Source organism: Candidatus Magnetominusculus xianensis (genome assembly GCA_001541255.1).
In the GTDB taxonomy this organism is placed as follows: domain Bacteria; phylum Nitrospirota; class Thermodesulfovibrionia; order Thermodesulfovibrionales; family Magnetobacteriaceae; genus Magnetominusculus; species Magnetominusculus xianensis.
Genome location: LNQR01000035.1, coordinates 1 through 18,183, shown reverse-complemented (window position 1 = coordinate 18,183; position 18,183 = coordinate 1). Strand labels below are relative to the sequence as shown.

The window sequence follows — 18,183 nt, the reverse complement described above, 5'->3', positions numbered from 1 at the left end:
GGCTAATTTGAGTACATCACCTTTCCCATGTCTGAGATATCGTACCCTCCCATTTGAAGGGTAGTCTGCCTGAACGCAGTGTCAGTGCGAATTATATCAAACAGTGCCTCAACCATAGGAAGTGCATAGGAGTCCTGCGTTAAAACGAAATCATAGCGCTCCTTCGCAACCGGAATAAAATCAAGACCAAGCGCTATGGCAGCCGTTAATATCCCCATCCCTGTGTCAGCGCGCCCGCTGGCAACGGCTGAGGCAACGGCCATGTGCGTATATTCTATTGTGTCATAACCTCTGATCTTCTGCCCCGGAATCCCGCGTTCTCTCAGACACTTGTCCGTGAGGAGCCTCGTGCCGGTTCCCGGCTGCCTGTTAATAAACACAATATCTTCTCTTGTCAGGTCGTCAATTGTGGAGATATGTTTAGGATTTCCCGGCCTTACAATAAACCCCTGCTCCCTGTAGACGAGGTTGACAAGAATGACTTTTTCATCAGGCAGGTATTTTTCGATAAATGGAATGTTGTAAAGACCTGTCTGCTCATCAAGCAGGTGTGTCCCTGCAATGTGGGCCTCGTGTTTTTTTATTGCGATTATGCCGCCCATCGAACCCACATGGGCGGAAGACAGCGAGTACTGCGGGTATTTTCTCTTAAGGAAATTATATAAGACATCCAGCGTATTGTCGTGGCTGCCTATGCAGACAATGGTGTTGAGGATATCGCCTTTCGGTCGCATCAGCGACAGATTGACCTCTGAGGCCGCCCCAACCCCTTCTGACATAGCCGGGATTACCAGCATTGCATCTGCCCTGACCAGGGACATCATTACTCCAGCACCACGTCCAAGTGGCGTGGCCACAAACCTGTTGCCTACCTTGCCGACCTTTACGCGGACAAACTCCTCCTGCCCTATCGCCGAACTTATCGTCCTGCCGATTACTGCTGGGATGGTCTCAACCGCCTGAGCGCTTAGTCCAAGCCATTTTTGTATCAATGGTTTTATAAATAAATCTATGGTTATATAAGCGCTGACCGGGTAGCCGGGAACTCCGGCAACGGCACATCTGCCTATTGTGCCCAGAATGAGCGGCCTGCCGGGTTTGATATTTACACCGTGCAGGATACACTGCCCAAGGTCTTTTATCACCGTTGAGGTATAGTCGCGCGAACCGGCTGATGAACCAGCGATGATTAATACGAGGTCATGCACCCTTACCGCCTCACTTACTGCGGCTTTTATCTCAGACAGGTCGTCTTTCACTATTGGATAGCATATGGCCGATGCGCCGGAAGCGTTTATCAACCCTTGCAGCATCGCAGAGTTGGAGTCAATTATCTTACCCTTTGTAAGCGGCACACCCGGGGTGACAATCTCGCTGCCCGTTGGGATAATCGCCACAGACGGTCTTTTCCTGACCTTAATCTGAGTATGCCCGCCTGCCAGCGCTGCCCCTATGTCTATTGCCCTGATTTTGTGATTTTCAGGCAGAATAAGCTCTGTTGCAACAATATCCTCGCCTATGACCCTGATATGCTGATACGGCGCTGCGGCCTTTATGATTTCAATAGCTTTATCTTCGAGAGAGCTCGTCACCACATTTACGTCTTCTATCATGATAACTGCGTTAAAACCATCGGGAATCGGCTCACCCGTATTTATATATACCGCATCGCCTGGAATCCTAAGCTGCACGGGGGTAGTCTCAGATGCCCCAAATGTCGCGTCAAACCTGACGGCATAGCCGTCCATCGCCGAGGAATGAAAAAACGGTGAGGACACAAGGGCAGTTACCGGCTCAGCCGTAATCCTGTCCATCGAGGCGGCTGCTTCAACGGCCTCACCCGGAAATACTGCTAAGATGCCCTGTTCAGCGAGAAAGGAAAACCACTTTCTCAGCGCCTCGTCTAATGGTATGCTGTCAATGAATATGCTGCCTGCCCTAATTGTAGATTACCCCGCTGCCTTTTACTATGTTTCCTATTATAAATGTCCTCTGGCCCATGCCGTTGAGGATTTCAACGGCACGAGCAGCGTCTTCCTTTGGCGTTACTATCGTATAGCCTATGCCCATGTTAAATGTCTTAAACATTTCATCTTCTGCGATGATGCCTTTGTTTCTTATCAGGCCGAATATCTTAGACGCTTCCCACGAAGACTTATCAATTGATGCGCCAAACCCGGCAGGTAATATGCGCGGCAGGTTGCCGGTTATCCCGCCTCCGGTTATATGTGCCATGCCCTTTATTTTCAGTTCGCTCTTTAGTGAGAACACTGCCTTTACATATATCTTAGTCGGCGTCAACAGCTCCTCTCCTATTGTCTTGCCAAGTTCAGGGATGAAGGCATTAACATCATGGCCTTCTGTCTCAAAGAATAATTTTCTTGCCAGCGAGTAGCCGTTACTGTGAAGCCCAGACGACGCCAGACCAATAACCGTATCGCCTTCCACTATGGATGAGCCGTCTATGATTTCAGGTTTGTTTACAGCACCGACGCAAAAACCCGCCACATCGTATTCACCGTTTGAATAAAAGCCGGGCATCTCGGCTGTCTCACCGCCAATCAGCGCGCAGCCAGCCTCTTTACATCCCTCAGCAATCCCCTTGATAATCTCCCCCGCTGTGTGTGGATCAAGGGAAGATACTGCCAGATAATCCAGAAAAAACAGCGGCTCTGCCCCTGAGGTAAGCACATCGTTTACGCACATTGCAACAAGGTCTATGCCAATCGTATCGTGCCTTCCGGCCATGAACGCTATTTTTAATTTTGTGCCCACACCATCCGTACCGCTCACAAGCACGGGTTCTGTAAATTTGGTAATGTCAAGCCTGAACAAGGCACTAAATGACCCTATGTCTGTGAGTACCTCTTTTCTGAATGTCTTTTTTATTAATGGAGCAATGTCTTTAATGAATGTGTCGGCCTTGTCTATATCAACCCCTGAGTCTTTGTATGTTAATGAGGCTGGGGGATTAGATTTGCCGGTGTCAATCATTGTACTGCCTGGTTATTATGCAGTTGCGGTTCATCTATTGTTTTAGAGCAGGCAATTGCCTCAAGCGCTACGCGTGCTGCCTCAGATTGGGCTGATTTTTTGTTCTTGCCGCTGCCTGACCCCATACATTTACCGCCTAAGTAGACCTCGTAAACAAAGTCTTTATCATGGTCGTTGCCGGACTCTAAGGCGAGCTTATATTCGGGCAGCGAGGAAAATAGTTTTTGGCTGATCTCCTGTAGTTCGGTCTTGTAATCGAAAGATGTGTGGCTGCTCAACACCTGAGTTAATACAGGCTGATAGAGTTTTATGATAACCGTCTTAGCCGTATCGTAGCCGCCGTCAAGGAATACAGCGCCAAAGATTGCCTCAAGGGTATTTGCAAGCAGAGAGTGTTTTTCCCTGCCGCCGGTCATCTCCTCGCCCTTGCCAAGTTTTAGATATTGTCCAAGATTCATATCAAGCGCCAGTTGGGAGAGAATCTTTTTTGATACAAGGTAGGATTTCAATCTTGACATCTCAGATTCAGAGAAGATGGTATGGACTAGCTTATTGTTTTTTTTGCAGAAGACCTTTTCAACATACAGGGTCTCTGAGATGGCAAGCCCCAGGACGGAGTCTCCCAGGAACTCTACCCTTTCATTGTATTGCTGCGACTTGTCAAGACACTCGTGATAGTATGAGCGGTGTGTAACGGCCTCAACGAGCAGTTCCTTGTCGTTAAAATAGTAGTTTAGCGACTGCTCAAGCGCTGTTAGCAATGCTGGGAGTACCATGAGTTAAAATATCGTTCTCTTAAACACTATACAGGCGTTTGTGCCTCCGAAACCGAAGGAGTTCGACAGTGCGTATTCAATGTCGGCCTTGCGTGCCTTATGAGGGGTATAGTCAAGGTCGCAGAGCGGGTCTGGGTTGTCAAGATTTATCGTTGGGGCAATGATGTTGTTACAGATGCTCAACACTGAAAACACAGCCTCCACGCCGCCTGCCGCCCCTAACAGATGCCCTGTCATGGATTTAGTCGAGCTTATGGCAAGCTTATAGGCATGGTCTTTAAACAATTTTTTTATCGCCATTGTCTCAAGTTCATCGTTAAACTTTGTCGATGTGCCGTGGGCGTTTATATAGTTGATTTGCTCCGGTTGAATTTGGGCGTCCTTTAGGGCTGCTCTCATGCACCTGAAAGCGCCGTCGCCGTCGATAGAGGGAGTTGTAATGTGATATGCGTCGCTGCTCATTCCGTAACCACAGAGTTCTGCGTATATCCTTGCCCCTCTTTCCTGGGCGCTCTCAAGGCTCTCAAGTATTACTATACCTGCCCCTTCACCCATAACAAAACCATCACGGTCAATGTCGAACGGGCGGCTTGCCTTTTCCGGGGCGTCATTTCGCCTTGACAGGGCCTTCATAATAGTAAAGCCTGCAACGGCAAGCGGGGATATTACTGACTCAGTGCCGCCTGCTATCATGGCGTCTGCCTCGCCGCGCTGGATTATCTTGTATGCATCTCCTATGGCGTGATTGCCGGAGGCACAAGCGGTAGCAACGGCAGAGTTTGGGCCTTTGGCGCCATATCTCAGCGATACATTACCGGCGGCCAGATTGATTATCAACATGGGGATGAAAAAAGGCGAGACCTTTCTGTGACCACCTTCTAAATATGCCTTGTGGTAGTGCTCAATGGCAGGGAGTCCGCCGATGCCTGAGCCTATCAACACACCCACCCTTTCTGCATTTTCTTCTGTTATCTTCAGTCCCGAATCATTTAAGGCCATCTCAGAGGCGGCCATTGCAAAATGAATGAACCTGTCCATCTTTTTTACTTCTTTTGGATGAATATAGTCTTCCGGGACAAAGTCTTTCACCTCGCCGGCTATTTGCACGGGGAGATTCGGGTCGTTATAGCGTGTAATCCTGCCTATGCCGGAGACACCTGCAAGGACTGCGTTCCATGATTTCTCTACACCAATCCCCAACGGCGTTATCATACCAAGCCCTGTTATGACTACCCTTTTTTTCTCCATTCAGTTCTCCATTCAGGCCGCTATCTTTCTGATATTAACCAAGTTTGCCCTTTATGTAATCTACTGCGTCCTGCACCTTTGTTATTTTCTCAGCAGCTTCGTCGGGTATCTGAATACCGAATGCCTCCTCGAAGGCCATTACCAGTTCTACATTATCAAGGGAATCCGCCCCCAGGTCTTCTATGAATGACGATTCCAGCTTTATCTGCCCGACATCTATGCCAAGCTGTTTAGAGATTATTTCCTTAACCTTTCCTTCTATTTCTGCCATTTGACTGACCTCCATATTTTTTATTCATTATTCAGAACCACCTGAATTATATGCCACATCTATACAGCGCGGCACTTATATCACATATACATACCGCCATTTACGTGAATCACGTTCCCTGTAATGTAACGAGCCTCCGGTGAGACCAGAAAGGCTACGGCGTTAGCAACATCATCAATTTCCCCGAACTGCCCTATGGGTATTGCCGCAAGCATATCCTCCTTCACTTTTTCCGGCAGGGCATCTGTCATCGCCGTTTTGATAAAGCCCGGCGCTACGGCATTTGCAGTTATGCCGCGCTTGGCGTATTCCTTTGCTGTGGTCTTTGTAAGACCTATAATGCCTGCTTTGGAGGCGGAGTAATTCGCCTGCCCTGCGTTGCCCATAAAGGCGACCACAGAGGCTATGTTGACAATTCGCCCGTACCTCTGTTTAGACATTAGCTTTACGGCCTCTTTTGAACATAAAAACACACTCTTGAGATTTATATTTATAACGGCGTCCCAGTCCTCGTCCTTCATTCTCATTATCAGCGCATCGCGGGTAATGCCGGCGTTGTTTACCAGAATATCAAGTCTGCCGAAGGCCTCGCTGATTTGTGCAAAGGCAGAGGTGACCTCCACAGAGTTCGATACATCAAACTTTAAAGGCATCGCCTTAACCCCGAGGGCCTCCATTTCGGTGGCTACAACCTTTGCCTCTTCGATGTTTACGTCAGAGATGACCACGTTTACACCCTTTTTGGCAAGCGCAAGGGCTATTCCTTTTCCAATCCCTCGTGCAGAGCCGGTTACTAATGCCGTCTGCCCCATCATTGTACCACTCATTGTTCTACTGGCTGGTATATCTGCATCCAATGAAATACACCTCCAATTTTATTACACAGCAATTACAGCATGTAATATTAGCAAACTACTATTGAATTTTTCTACCCCTAAAATATAAATATTTTTATAAATATCAAAAATTAATAACAAATCAGGCTGATTCGCACTCAGTACAGGCCGCGCTATAGTCCAGCTGGTACGTAATGACTTGATAAATGGTGGGCATTTGTTGCTCCCAGCCGGTGTAAGTTGAATTTACTATCGACAAGTCCTTAACTCAGGTGATATAATACTTTATGCAAACCATCGAGAGAGACTTAGACTTAACCGAGATTATCAATGGAGAGGAAGTTATGGGGCCAAGCCCGTTTGGAAAACATCAAGGTATTGGTGGTAATTTATATGGCATTATATGGCATTATGTGAAAAAAAATGAATTAGGAAAGGTATATTATTCACCCCTGGATATAATATTTGAAGAAGGAGTTAACCGCCTTCAACCCGATATTCTATTTATTAAAAAGGAGAATATGAGTATCTTTCAGGACTGGATAAGGGGAGTGCCTGATATGGTTTGTGAAATAGTTTCACCAGGTAGTTTTGAGAGGGATACGGAAATCAAGAAGGCGATTTATGAAAAATACAGAGTGCCGGAGTACTGGATAGTTCTACCTGAGTTTTTTACTATCAAGATTTTAACAATAGAAAAGGATAAATATAAACTACATTCCATTGCAGAAGTTGAGGGCGTTGTTACATCTAAAGTCATAGAAGGATTGCAAATTGATATCAAGGATATCTTTGAGTGAAGTGATTCCATGTAGTTTTAACGTGTGCTGCTAACAATGTATTTTGACACTGGATAGATAAGAGGGTAATTCGCAGGGTTGCAGGGCGGGGCAGTGTTATGGTATAGTTTATATAATTAAGGCCATGATAATGCAAAAAGGAGGGTGGCTATGGCAGACAGCCCGGTAAACCCGGTATCCCCGGTAAACCCAGTAAACAAGGAAGACCCGGGAAATAACGACACTCAGGACAAACGATTAAGCGAAAATGAAACTATAAGGTATACCCCTGAAGAAATGAAACTGCTGCAAGAAAAGATGAAAGAGGCTGTGCCTAAGAAATAGACTGCGTAAAATGCCACTAAACAATTCTGCTGCTCACCTGGCAGGCCCTATTTAACTGCCGCTGTGCCGGAGAGATTAATAGATTTATCTCTGAGCGATTCAGGGAGTGACAGTTGCCCGTTCTTTAGGTTGATAAAGATGTATTGTGGTACGATGACGCCCATCTCAGGGGTTTGGAACGTAATATCCCCGTCTTCTACATCGACACTCAACGATAAGACGCTGTTTGTTGAAGCCCCCACTATAATATTTAAGTTTGCCGTTAGTTCCGAGTATATGCCATGAGGTCTGAGATTATATTTATATTCTGCCAGTAAAAACCGCTTCCCCACATCAAATGATTCCTGTATGTAGTTGCCCGGCAGACCGGCCCCCTGCACCGTCCCAGTTATTGTCAACACTCCGTTGTTTACAAAGGATATATTGACATTACACTCTGAACACCGGACAGATATGTTGTACGGCTTTACGTATGCCTCATCGGACGTATGATGTATGTCCTTGTAAACCGGCGTTGTCAGAAGTACCCCCATCATGATCCCGGCAGCGATAACGCAGTATACCAATACTATAAGCACCTTCTTACGAAAACTTAACTGTATGTCTGGTGCGCCAATGGCAGAGTCTTCTCTTTGCGGTATCCTGAGAATAAAATAGTAAAGTGCCCATGAGCTGAAAAACACAATATAGCCCGACCACAAGACATCAGAGAGGAAATGCCCGCCCATAGACATCCTCGTGACCCCAAGCAGTGTGCCGTAGGCGGCTGCCAAAGACCAAAACGCAATTGCCCTCTTCTTACGGCGAAAGATGAAATAAAAGGCAAAGAAGTAATATCCAATCGAGGCATGCCCTGAGGGAAAGGACTTACCCCTGCCGCCCTCGCCTTTTTGCAGCACATGCTGGTAGTCCCACATGCCGCCGAATGTTTTTATCTCTACTGGACGCGGCCTTCCCCAGTAGTTTTTTAGCGTCAGGTTTACCAAAAGGCCTGGGCCTATGACCAGCGCAAGGATTAAATAAATAGCATACAGCCTGTATTTCTTGTACTTGAAGTTTATGTACCCCAATATCAGCACTAAAACGGAGGCTGCTGCCGTCAGCGCGGCAGGCACAGAGGCATAGTAGTAGAGCTGTTTCCACGGAAAACGGTTTGTCAAAAACCATGTCATCTTTGAAGAGGATGCCCCATAGAAATACCTCTCTATCCCGATATCTATAGGGGTCTTAATAAGTACAACCGTAGTAACAGAGACAACTGCAAGCAGCGCCAGGAACTCTGGAAGCCACAGGGCGCGATAAGTCCTCCTCATCGACTCCCGTATCCACAAGTTCCCGGCATTATCACTGGCCGCAGGTCATAGCGCTTAACCCGTATACTGAAACCTTGAGCTGGTGATGTGTTTGCCATTTTTTATTATTATCTTGCGCTCTGCATTATGGCTAGCACGCAGGAGTATCTTAAATACCAACTCGGCATCATCCACTGCCTCGATAGCGGCAGCGGTCTCATCGGCGCTGAATGCCTTGCCCTTATTACATTTCAGATGGTTTAGCACAGCGTGTTGAAGCGTAACCACTGAGCCGGCAGCCTTTTTCCCTGCCTCTACACCCGGCTGATGATACGCGTTAATATTTATCAAAGAGGCATAAAACCCAACTGCCCTTTCATACAGGGCTATGAGTATCCCCAGAGAAAACGCATCAATCTTTTCGATTGTGATGGTCATCGATTCCCTGTCGCTGCCGGTAAGGGCAGAGCGTGTGCCCAGGGCAAATGCGCTGAGATAGTCCCCTGTGGTGAAATCCCCCTCAACGAACATCGATTCGCCTTCTCTGTCTTTGAGGACTTCAACAAAGGTTACAAAGAAATTATTGACGCCGTCTCTGAGCTGCTGAATGTAGGCGTGCTGGTCTGTAGAGCCTTTATTTCCATAGACGGAGATCCCCTGGTGGACGATATTGCCGTCGAGGTCTTTTTCCTTGCCGAGGGACTCCATGATAAGCTGCTGCAAGTACTTTGTAAACAGAGAAAGGCGGTCTTTATATGGCAGTATAACCATGTCCTTCGTGCCCTTTCCCTTAGTAGCATAGTGCCACATAAGGGCGAGGATTGCCGATGGATTTTCCATGGGGTTCCTTGTGCGGGTTGCCTCGTCACACTGCCTTGCCCCCTTGAGGATTGAATCTATGTCAAGCCCCTGCAGCGCGGCAGGCAAGAGCCCAACGGCAGATGTCTCAGATGTCCTCCCTCCTACCCAATCCCACATTGGGAAGCGCTTTAGCCATCCCTCAGTTGTGGCTATTTTATCAAGCTTGCTGTCTTTGCCGGTAACGGCGACGGCGTGTTTGGCAAAGTTCAATCCCATTGACTCATAGGCACGCTTTGCCTCAAGCATTCCATTTCTTGTCTCAAGGGTTGAGCCGCTTTTCGATATTACCAGAGAGAGTGTCTGCCCAAGTGTTTGATTAATTTGACCAAGCACAAAGTCCATACCGTCGGGGTCTGTGTTGTCGAAAAAGTATACTGTCATCGGGTCATTCGGTGTGCCGATTGCTGAGGCGGCAAATTGCGGGCCGAGGGCAGAGCCGCCGATTCCTATGACAAGGACATTCTTAAATGTTGCCCCATTTTCTGACACAATCTTGCCCGTGTGTACGGCATGAGAGAATTCCTTTATGGCTGAGAGTGTATCCTCTATTTCAGAAGTTATCGCTTTGTCCGGGGCAAGGGCTGCATTTCTGAGCCAGTAGTGCCCGACCATGCGTCCCTCGTCAGGGTTTGCGATTGCGCCGGATTCGAGTTTTTGCATATCATCAAAGGCCTTTTGGACGAGAGGCTCCATTTTCTTCATATAGGCATCGGTAAATTTCATCCTGCTAATGTCTATCATCAAGCCAAGTGTTTCGCTGACATATAGGTATTTCTTATATCGTTTCCAATAGTCTGTATTTTTCATGCTCAATCCTCCGTTTAAGGTTAAAGATATTCACAGATGCTTGACCGCGCTGGTAATATAACAGTTTTTTTTATTTAAGTAAAGAACGCCCCCCAGATAACAGGACAACAGGATAAGATAATGGATTGGGGGCAGCGTTTTGACATATAAACGTTAAGGCAGGTCTGGAATATTTACGCGCGTATCGACTATAATACGTTAAACTGCCCACAAATTTAGTTACAGGGAGGACAAAAGTGGCCGATTTGGATAATGTTAAAGACGCAAAGATGTTTTATACCGATGTACCGGCAAAAAATACCCCATTTTTTTTAAAAGGCTCGAACTCACTTGACTGGGGGATGAAAAACAGGCTGTCAAATATATTTAACCCATCAACCGGCAAGACCGTTATGCTTGCCATTGACCATGGATATTTTCAAGGCCCTACCACCGGCCTTGAGCGTGTGGACATTAATATCGTCCCGCTGGTACCATTTACAGATACGCTTATGCTTACACGCGGCATTCTGCGGGCGAACATCCCGCCTTCATATACGGGCGGCATAGTCTTAAGGGCAAGCGGCGGCCCAAGCATATTAAAAGAACTCTCCAACGAAGAGCTTGCCATGAACATTGAAGACGCTATCCGCCTAAACGCCGCAGCCCTCGCCGTTCAGGTCTTTATTGGCGGCGAGTATGAAACCAAGTCAATTCACAACATGACCCGCCTGATAGACAAGGCCAACCGCTATGGCATTCCCGTTCTTGCAGTAACGGCAGTAGGCAAGGAGATGGTGCGCGACGCCCGGTATTTTCGTCTTGCCTGCCGGATTTGTGCCGAACTTGGCGCCACTTACGTAAAGACATATTACATCGCCGAGGGGTTTGATACTGTCACCTCCTCATGCCCCGTACCTGTTGTGATGGCTGGAGGCAAGAAACTCCCGGAGCTTGATGCGCTGACTATGTCATATAATGCCATTCATGAAGGCGCACTTGGTGTCGATATGGGGAGGAACATCTTCCAGTCCGACTCCCCAGTGGCAATGATTCAGGCCGTTCGTAAGGTTGTCCACGAAAACATGAAACCACAGCACGCCTATGAACTCTACCAGACACTGAAAAACAAGATAGATAAGAAAAAGTCAAAAAGGTCAAAATGATAAACAGATGGTCAGACGCCGACGCTGAGGACTTTGTTGCCCGGCATGAAGATAAATGGGGCAGGGCGCTTGCCCTTAGAACTTACTCAGCCAGATTGCTGGGCAGCGACAGACATCTTGTTCTGCACGGAGGCGGCAATACCTCTGTAAAAGATAAACACAGAAACATCATTGGTGAATTAGTCGATGCGGTATATGTAAAGGCGTCGGGCGTGGATATGTCTAAAATCGGTCCGGAAGGTCATGTCGGTCTTGATTTGAATTATCTTCGTGGGCTTGCCTGCATTGAGGATATGTCTGATGAGGTAATGATAAACGAATTTCGTACACACATGTTCTCAGCAGTTGCCCCTACGCCGTCGGTTGAGACACTGCTGCACGTGTTTCTACCCTTTAAGTACATAGACCACACACATGCAGATGCGATCTTAACACTGGCAAATCAGGCAGGCTCTGAACAGTTGATTAAAGAGGCGCTTGGCGCTGACTGCCTTGTCGTTGAGTACTACACGCCGGGCTTTAAATTAGCGAAGGCCGTCCTTAATGCCTTTAACGGCAGCCACAGTAGCCCAGACACTAAGGCAATTTGCCTCCTTCATCACGGGGTTGTTACATGGGGAGACACTGCCCGTGAATCCTATGACCGCATGATAGACATTGTCACTGCCGCTGAGGAATATATTAAAAAACATATAACGACACGCCCGGAAGTTAAACGCACAACATCACCGGATGAGGCGAGAAAGCGCTATATAATGACAGCCCCAATACTCAGAGGGCTGCTTGCCGAAGGCTCAGGCTGCGAGGACAGGCCATTTAACCGTGTCATTCTAAAACCGTTGATAGATGCTGAGACACTTGATTACATTGACTCCGGCATTGGCAGAGAGACTGCCCTAACGCCACCTGTCACGTCGGACTATCTGATAAGGACAAAGAGCTACCCCCTCTGGATAGATGCCCTGAACTATGATGACCTTGAAGTGCTGAGGACTCAGTTGTCTAACGCAATCGAAGATTACAAAAGACGCTATGAAGATTACTTAGCCTCACATGCGATGGGCGGGGATATTTCACGATTTGATTCCATACCGAGGGTACTCTATATTGAAGGGATTGGCGTTGTATGCTCCGGCAGGGACATTGAGTCAGCAACTGTAGCTGCAGACATCACCCACCAGTCGATAGAGATAAAGACAGCGATTGCCAGTATGAGGCGTCAGTTCAAGGGAATCTCCGAAGAGGCAGTCTTCGCAATGGAGTACAGGACATACCAGCACGCCAAACTTGGCCATTCTGCAGAGTTGCCGCTTGCCCGCGAGACTGCAGTCATCACCGGCGCAGCAGGTGCAATCGGCAGCGCTATTGCAAGGGAGCTGCTTTTAAATGGCTGCCATGTGGCTGTCACAGACCTGCCCGGCCAGAGGCTTGACAGTCTCTGTGAAGAATTACACGGTCAGTTCGGCCCTAGAGTAATGGCGCTCCCGATGGATGTTACAGACCATGTGTCTGTTGCTGGCGCGTGTGACAGTGTGATTGAGGCATGGGGCGGGCTTGACATCGTAGTAGTCAACGCAGGGATTGCAATGGTGTCGTCCCTTGCTGATATGTCCATAGAGGCGTTCAGGAAGTTAGAGAAGGTAAACATAGACGGGACGCTGCTTATAATTGCCGAGGCGGCAAGGCGCTTTGCTATCCAGAAAACAGGTGGTGATATTATATTGATTTCGACAAAGAATGTGTTTTCACCAAGCGCTAATTTCGGGGCATACAGCGTTACAAAGGCGGCGGCACATCAGGTGGCGCGTATAGCCTCGCTGGAGCTTGCCGCAGTGGGGGTGCGGGTTAATATGGTAGCCCCGGACGGTGTGTTTTCAGACGGGGCAAGGAGATCAGGCTTGTGGGAAGAAATCGGCCCGGACAGGATGCGAGCCCGTGGGCTTGACGAACAAGGACTTGAGGACTACTACAAGGGGCGCAACCTCCTGAAGGCCCGCGTAACGGCCTCCCACGTGGCAAAGGCTGTGCTGTTTTTTGCCGCAAGACACACACCGACAACCGGGGCGACAATCCCCGTTGACGGCGGCCTGCCCGATGCCGTGCCCCGATGATACCAAATAATCCCAGTGTCATAAGAATGAAGAGTTTAATACAGGCGAGCAGTGGTTTACAAGGCTAACCGGCTTGGAAGGTGAAGAAATTACATTTCCAACAAATGTCATACATACAACAAGGGGTATTAATGGTCGGTTTATTAGAGAAACGGTTAATTTCAATGAGGCCTTGGATAGATTGTTCAAAGCAGCGAATGAAAGAATAGTAACGTTTAATAAGGTAAAGTATGGTGAAATACCTGACAAACAAGCTGAAGAAGCAAAGAAATCTGCCAGGAAACATAATATTGAACTTGATATAAACGGATTCGGAAAAGTTATCGATAGCGAAGCTATCAGGCACATGATGAACCAACATGGCAACCCGGCAAAGGAACAAGCTCGTGGTCAAATAGCCATTACTAAGGATGATATACTAAGTATCCCTGAAATAACAGCCAATCCTGACAGTGTTGAATATGCTGGAAAAACAAGAAAAGGCCAGGACTTACTCTTATACACAAAGCAAATTAACGGTGAAATTTATTACTATGAAGAAGTGCGGACAGGGCAAAAGGAACTTGCAGCTAAAACATTATACAAGAAGGTCAAAACTGTAAAAGAAGGCCAGCGGTATGATGCTATGCCTCATGAAGAGACCTCATCTCAAACGTCCGAAACGCTTACCACCCCGCCTTCTTATACCTATACTATACCATATTCCGACGATGGTGTCAATGAGGAGGAAGTATAACCTATAGCTCCAATAGCACGGTCAGTGAGGACTCTGGCAAGGGCATAATCCCGGTCTACTATGTCGCAGCCCTCGTTGTGGCCTTTGTGCTGCGCTCTGTCTTAGCGGTTTCAACAGAAGGCCATCCGATAGACATCGGTACGTTTAAGGCATGGGCAGTGCGCGCCTCCGCTGTGGGACTTTCCGGGTTTTACTCAGTGGATGTATTTGCTGACTATCCACCAGGCTATGTCTATGTGTTTTATCTGATAGGAAAGATAAAAGATGCCCTTTCGCTGCCAGATATGTCGAAGTCTTTTTTATATCTTATAAAACTCCCTTCGATGATAACAGATATAGCGGCAGCACATCTTGTCTTTTTAATGGCTCGCAGATATTTTCCCATAGCCGTGGCCGTATGGCTTGCCCTTGCCTATGCCCTTAACCCGGCGGTTATAGTTAACTCAGCCGTATGGGGGCAGGTGGACTCAGTATTCAGCCTTTGCGTACTCTTGTTTATCATGCTCATTACGGGGGGGCGGCTCACCGCGGCAGTTGTGGTGTTTGCACTCTCAGTGCTAATCAAACCCCAGGGACTGATATTTACGCCTGTGCTGATTTTCGCCTTGAGCCGTGTGCCGCCCAAAAAGGCAGCCATAGCGGTTGGTTTAGCCGTCTGCGTATTTATTGCGGCGATAGTACCGTTTGCGATTAACAAGGAACTCCTCTGGATAGTCAAACACTACCACGGGACACTGTCGTCATACCCATATGCCTCGTTAAATGCGTTTAATCTCTTTGCCCTTCTGGGCGGGAATTTTGTGCCGGTTACGGACAGGGTGCTTGGCATTACATATGAGGCATGGGGCTATGTGTTTATTGTCCTGACTGTTGCATTCTGCGCATATATATTCTATAAGAAAAGAGATAGAGATACGGGGGGGATTGATACGGGGGGGATTTATCATCTTATCGCTGCTATACTGATAACCGCGGTGTTCGTCACATCGGCAAAGATGCACGAGCGGTATCTGTTTCCCGCCCTTGTACTTTTACTTGTCAGTTATATCAGGATACGAGACAAGAGGCTGTTGTATCTTTACGCATTTGTCAGTGTGACATTCTTTATTAATGAGACCTACGTGCTCTACTACGGCATGAAGGAACTCTACCACTTAAACCCGTATGGCGGCGTGCTTCAGCTTGTCTCAATAGCACACGTTGGGTGTCTTGTATATATTGTAAAGCTGGGTGCAGACTTAAATAAGCCTATGACGACTGTGGCAATACCGGTTAATGAAAATCCTGCCTCTGCCCAAACTTCTCCCCAGTTGAAGCTCGCAGGGAAGGATTACGCTGCCATAACGGTAATCACTATTTTTAATCTTGTCATTATGTTCTACGGCCTCGGTTCGTTGAAGGCGCCTGAGACCTTCTGGAGCGCTGAAGACAAGGGTAAAAGCGTCTATATAGATTTTGGAGGGCAGCACTCGGTAGGCAGGGTCTGTTTTTTTGGTGGCATCGGCGAGGGGCACTACGAGATGCGTTTTTCTCAGGATTTTCAGGACTGGCAAGCCCCTGTTACGCTCAAACAAAAGGCTGTCTTTGAATGGCAGTGTACAGACATGAAGCATAAAGGGCGTTATGTCTTATTGACAGCGGTAACATCCGGGGCAATGCTTAACGAAATAGCATTTTTCGAGATGGACGGGCAGACCCCGCTGCCGGTAAAATCAGCAATGCCATATGAGCTGATTACCAGCGATGCCCTGGCGAATAAATACCCTGCTAATAATCTGGCAAACAATCTGATTGACGAACAGGACACCGTTCCACCCCTGCCTTCATACACAAACAGTACATACTTTGACGAAATCTATCATGCGCGCACGGCATATGAGTACCTGCACGGCTTGACGCCATATGAAACAACGCATCCACCACTGGGAAAGGTCTTTATCGAGGCTGGCATAATTATATTTGGAATGAACCCGTTTGGCTGGAGGTTTACGGGGGCGTTATTTGCCGCGTTTATCCCCGGCATTGTCTATGTATTTGGATATAGACTGTTCGGGTGGATGAGATATGCCATGATAGCTTCTGTATTAATGACATTTGATTTTATGCGGGTAGCACAGGGGCGTATGGCTACGGTGGATACGTATGCGGTGTTTTGCATCATATTGATGTATTACTATATGTACAGGTACTGGGGCTCTATGACCGCCAGTCCGCTTCAAACAGACGGCCTTGCCAGAGACGCCAGATTATATCTTGGCCTGAGCGGGTTATTTTTTGGATTAGGTGTGGCCGTAAAGTGGATTTCTATTTATGCGGGCGGCGGCCTTGCGGTGATATTTTTTGCATCTATTATCAGGAGATACATTGAGTTTGGTAACTTAAGCAAAACAGCCGCACCCCGCAAAAAACAACGCCAGCCTCGAATAAAACAAACTGCTCAAATCAGTATTAAGCACTTACACTCGGCTGCGGTCAAGGCTATACAATATGCCACACTGTTTTTCATACTGATTCCCGCCGTAATCTATGTCCTGTCCTATGTTCCAACAGTAAAATATCACGGTGTTGCCGGGCTGTTAAGCACGGTAAAACAAAGTCAGACAGATATGTACGATTACCACAAAAATCTCGTAGCCGAACATCCGTTTTCATCCAAGTGGTATGAGTGGCCTATAATAAAAAAACCGCTGTGGCTTTATAACGGTAGTGTGCCAGAGGACCAGGTACAGAGTATAGTATCTATGGGGAATCCTGCCGTGTGGTGGTTGGGGATAGCGACTGTGGCGGTTGTGTTAGGGGTAGCGCTGGCGGGCAAGTGGGCAGATGCCGGAGTCTTTGTTGTCTTAACGGGCTTGTGCGCGCAGTATTTGCCATGGGCAGCGGTGCCGCGTCTGACGTTTATATATCATTTCTATGCCTCAGTGCCGTTTGTTATTTTTTGCATAACCTATGTAATAAAATGGCTGGAAGAGCGGAAAAACGGCATGAGATGGTTGACGTATGGGTATATCACAGTGACTGTCTTGCTGTTTACAGCGTTTTACCCTATATTAACCGGCATTCCCGTGAGCAAGGCATATGTCAAAGCGGCACTGAGGTGGTTTGACGGCTGGACATTTTATATCTGACGGCCTTAAATTCAAAAAGGGGGAAGAATAGACAAATGGGATATGCCCCTCATAACATGCCCGATGTTAGCATATTGTATCCCATATGTGATACAATATAAATAAAGGAGAACATTATGTCAAAAACTGCAATGATTAGAGCGCGTACAGAACCCGCACTAAAGAAAGAGGCAGAAGGTATCTTTAAAGAACTGGGAATTTCCAACACAGAGGCAATAAACCTCTTTTACCGTCAGGTTGCCCTTCGTAAGGGCTTACCGTTTGAAGTAAAAATCCCCAACAAAACCACCATTGAAACCTTTAGAAAAACAGACAGAAGAGAAGATTTAACCAGCTTTGAGAGCGTTGATGATTTATTGAAAGACTTGGACATCCATAAGTGAAGTACAAACCTGCTCGTACAGGGCAGTTTAAAAAGGACATCAAGCAGATGTTGCTGCGTGGTGCTGACGTTAAAGAATTATTTGAAATTATGACGAAACTCACCAACGGAGAAAAACTTGACCCAAAACATAGAGACCATAAACTTGCCGGTAATTACATAGGACGGCGGGAATGTCACATCAAATCAGACTGGCTTATGATTTACAAGATAGATGGCGATTGCATTATTTTTGAGCGCAGTGGTACACACTCAGATCTTTTCGACTAAGAGAAAGTTCTTCAAGATGATTAACAACCAATGAGGGGACAGATTAGGACGCGATAATATGGATAATAGTGACAGCGACCATTTTATCTCCTTAACAAGCAATAACAGTCGCTGTCCCAATACTGTCCGGTATAGAAATTGCTTGGCGGAATAATACGCGGCAATGAGGGATATCGAGATTTTAATGTAACCTAACGGGTGA

The 18,183-nt window shown here is 47.2% G+C and carries 16 protein-coding genes; 8 read left to right on the top strand and 8 right to left on the bottom strand.

The annotated features are described in order from the left end of the window. Positions 1 to 2: 2 nt before the first annotated feature. The 6 genes from ASN18_RS05495 to fabG form a co-directional block, all read right to left on the bottom strand. Entirely contained in the window at positions 3 to 1,922 is a 1,920-nt protein-coding gene (locus ASN18_RS05495) for a molybdopterin biosynthesis protein (protein ID WP_306688663.1), read from the bottom strand. Positions 1,923 to 1,938: 16 nt separating this feature from the next. Then, positions 1,939 to 2,994 (bottom strand): phosphoribosylformylglycinamidine cyclo-ligase, encoded by a 1,056-nt coding sequence (gene purM / locus ASN18_RS05490; RefSeq protein WP_085051743.1) that lies wholly within the window; start codon positions 2,992 to 2,994, stop codon positions 1,939 to 1,941. Continuing rightward, positions 2,991 to 3,770, bottom strand: coding sequence for a ribonuclease III (rnc, locus tag ASN18_RS05485; RefSeq protein ID WP_085051742.1), 780 nt, complete (start codon positions 3,768 to 3,770; stop codon positions 2,991 to 2,993). The genes purM and rnc overlap by 4 nt, the downstream gene beginning before the upstream one ends. Positions 3,771 to 3,773: 3 nt before the next feature. Beyond that, positions 3,774 to 5,018, bottom strand: a complete 1,245-nt coding sequence (gene fabF / locus ASN18_RS05480; RefSeq protein WP_085051741.1) for a beta-ketoacyl-ACP synthase II — start codon at positions 5,016 to 5,018, stop codon at positions 3,774 to 3,776. Between the two features lie 34 nt (positions 5,019 to 5,052). Beyond that, positions 5,053 to 5,289, bottom strand: a complete 237-nt coding sequence (gene acpP / locus ASN18_RS05475; RefSeq protein ID WP_085051740.1) for an acyl carrier protein — start codon at positions 5,287 to 5,289, stop codon at positions 5,053 to 5,055. 80 nt (positions 5,290 to 5,369) lie between these two features. Continuing rightward, the gene (gene fabG, locus ASN18_RS05470; RefSeq protein ID WP_085051772.1) at positions 5,370 to 6,104 is read right to left on the bottom strand and encodes a 3-oxoacyl-[acyl-carrier-protein] reductase; all 735 of its coding nucleotides are present in this window, start codon (positions 6,102 to 6,104) and stop codon (positions 5,370 to 5,372) included. A gap of 308 nt (positions 6,105 to 6,412) precedes the next feature. On the opposite strand from fabG, the gene ASN18_RS05465 reads away from it, so the two are divergent. Beyond that, the gene (locus ASN18_RS05465) at positions 6,413 to 6,925 is read left to right on the top strand and encodes a Uma2 family endonuclease (RefSeq protein ID WP_085051739.1); all 513 of its coding nucleotides are present in this window, start codon (positions 6,413 to 6,415) and stop codon (positions 6,923 to 6,925) included. Positions 6,926 to 7,075: 150 nt separating this feature from the next. Further along, positions 7,076 to 7,249, top strand: a complete 174-nt coding sequence (locus tag ASN18_RS17075; RefSeq protein ID WP_157072848.1) for a hypothetical protein — start codon at positions 7,076 to 7,078, stop codon at positions 7,247 to 7,249. 47 nt (positions 7,250 to 7,296) lie between these two features. On the opposite strand, the gene ASN18_RS05460 is transcribed toward ASN18_RS17075, so the two are convergent. Next, positions 7,297 to 8,562 (bottom strand): phosphatase PAP2 family protein, encoded by a 1,266-nt coding sequence (locus tag ASN18_RS05460; RefSeq protein WP_085051738.1) that lies wholly within the window; start codon positions 8,560 to 8,562, stop codon positions 7,297 to 7,299. 54 nt (positions 8,563 to 8,616) lie between these two features. Then, positions 8,617 to 10,209: a glucose-6-phosphate isomerase gene (locus ASN18_RS05455; RefSeq protein WP_085051737.1), complete on the bottom strand. Its 1,593-nt coding sequence runs from the start codon at positions 10,207 to 10,209 to the stop codon at positions 8,617 to 8,619. Between the two features lie 236 nt (positions 10,210 to 10,445). Here ASN18_RS05455 and lsrF point away from each other — a divergent pair, with 236 nt between their 5' ends. From lsrF to ASN18_RS05425, 6 genes are all read left to right on the top strand, one after another. Next, entirely contained in the window at positions 10,446 to 11,354 is a 909-nt protein-coding gene (gene lsrF, locus ASN18_RS05450) for a 3-hydroxy-5-phosphonooxypentane-2,4-dione thiolase (RefSeq protein ID WP_085051736.1), read from the top strand. Continuing rightward, positions 11,351 to 13,465, top strand: a complete 2,115-nt coding sequence (locus ASN18_RS05445; protein WP_085051735.1) for a bifunctional aldolase/short-chain dehydrogenase — start codon at positions 11,351 to 11,353, stop codon at positions 13,463 to 13,465. The genes lsrF and ASN18_RS05445 overlap by 4 nt, the downstream gene beginning before the upstream one ends. 73 nt (positions 13,466 to 13,538) lie before the next feature. After that, positions 13,539 to 14,201 (top strand): PBECR3 domain-containing polyvalent protein, encoded by a 663-nt coding sequence (locus ASN18_RS05440; RefSeq protein ID WP_085051734.1) that lies wholly within the window; start codon positions 13,539 to 13,541, stop codon positions 14,199 to 14,201. A gap of 77 nt (positions 14,202 to 14,278) precedes the next feature. Further along, positions 14,279 to 17,329, top strand: coding sequence for a phospholipid carrier-dependent glycosyltransferase (locus ASN18_RS05435; protein ID WP_085051733.1), 3,051 nt, complete (start codon positions 14,279 to 14,281; stop codon positions 17,327 to 17,329). Positions 17,330 to 17,445: 116 nt separating this feature from the next. Then, positions 17,446 to 17,712, top strand: coding sequence for a type II toxin-antitoxin system RelB/DinJ family antitoxin (locus tag ASN18_RS05430; protein WP_085051732.1), 267 nt, complete (start codon positions 17,446 to 17,448; stop codon positions 17,710 to 17,712). Further along, the gene (locus ASN18_RS05425; RefSeq protein WP_085051731.1) at positions 17,709 to 17,981 is read left to right on the top strand and encodes a type II toxin-antitoxin system YafQ family toxin; all 273 of its coding nucleotides are present in this window, start codon (positions 17,709 to 17,711) and stop codon (positions 17,979 to 17,981) included. Before ASN18_RS05430 ends, ASN18_RS05425 begins: the two co-directional genes overlap by 4 nt. Positions 17,982 to 18,183 lie beyond the last annotated feature (202 nt).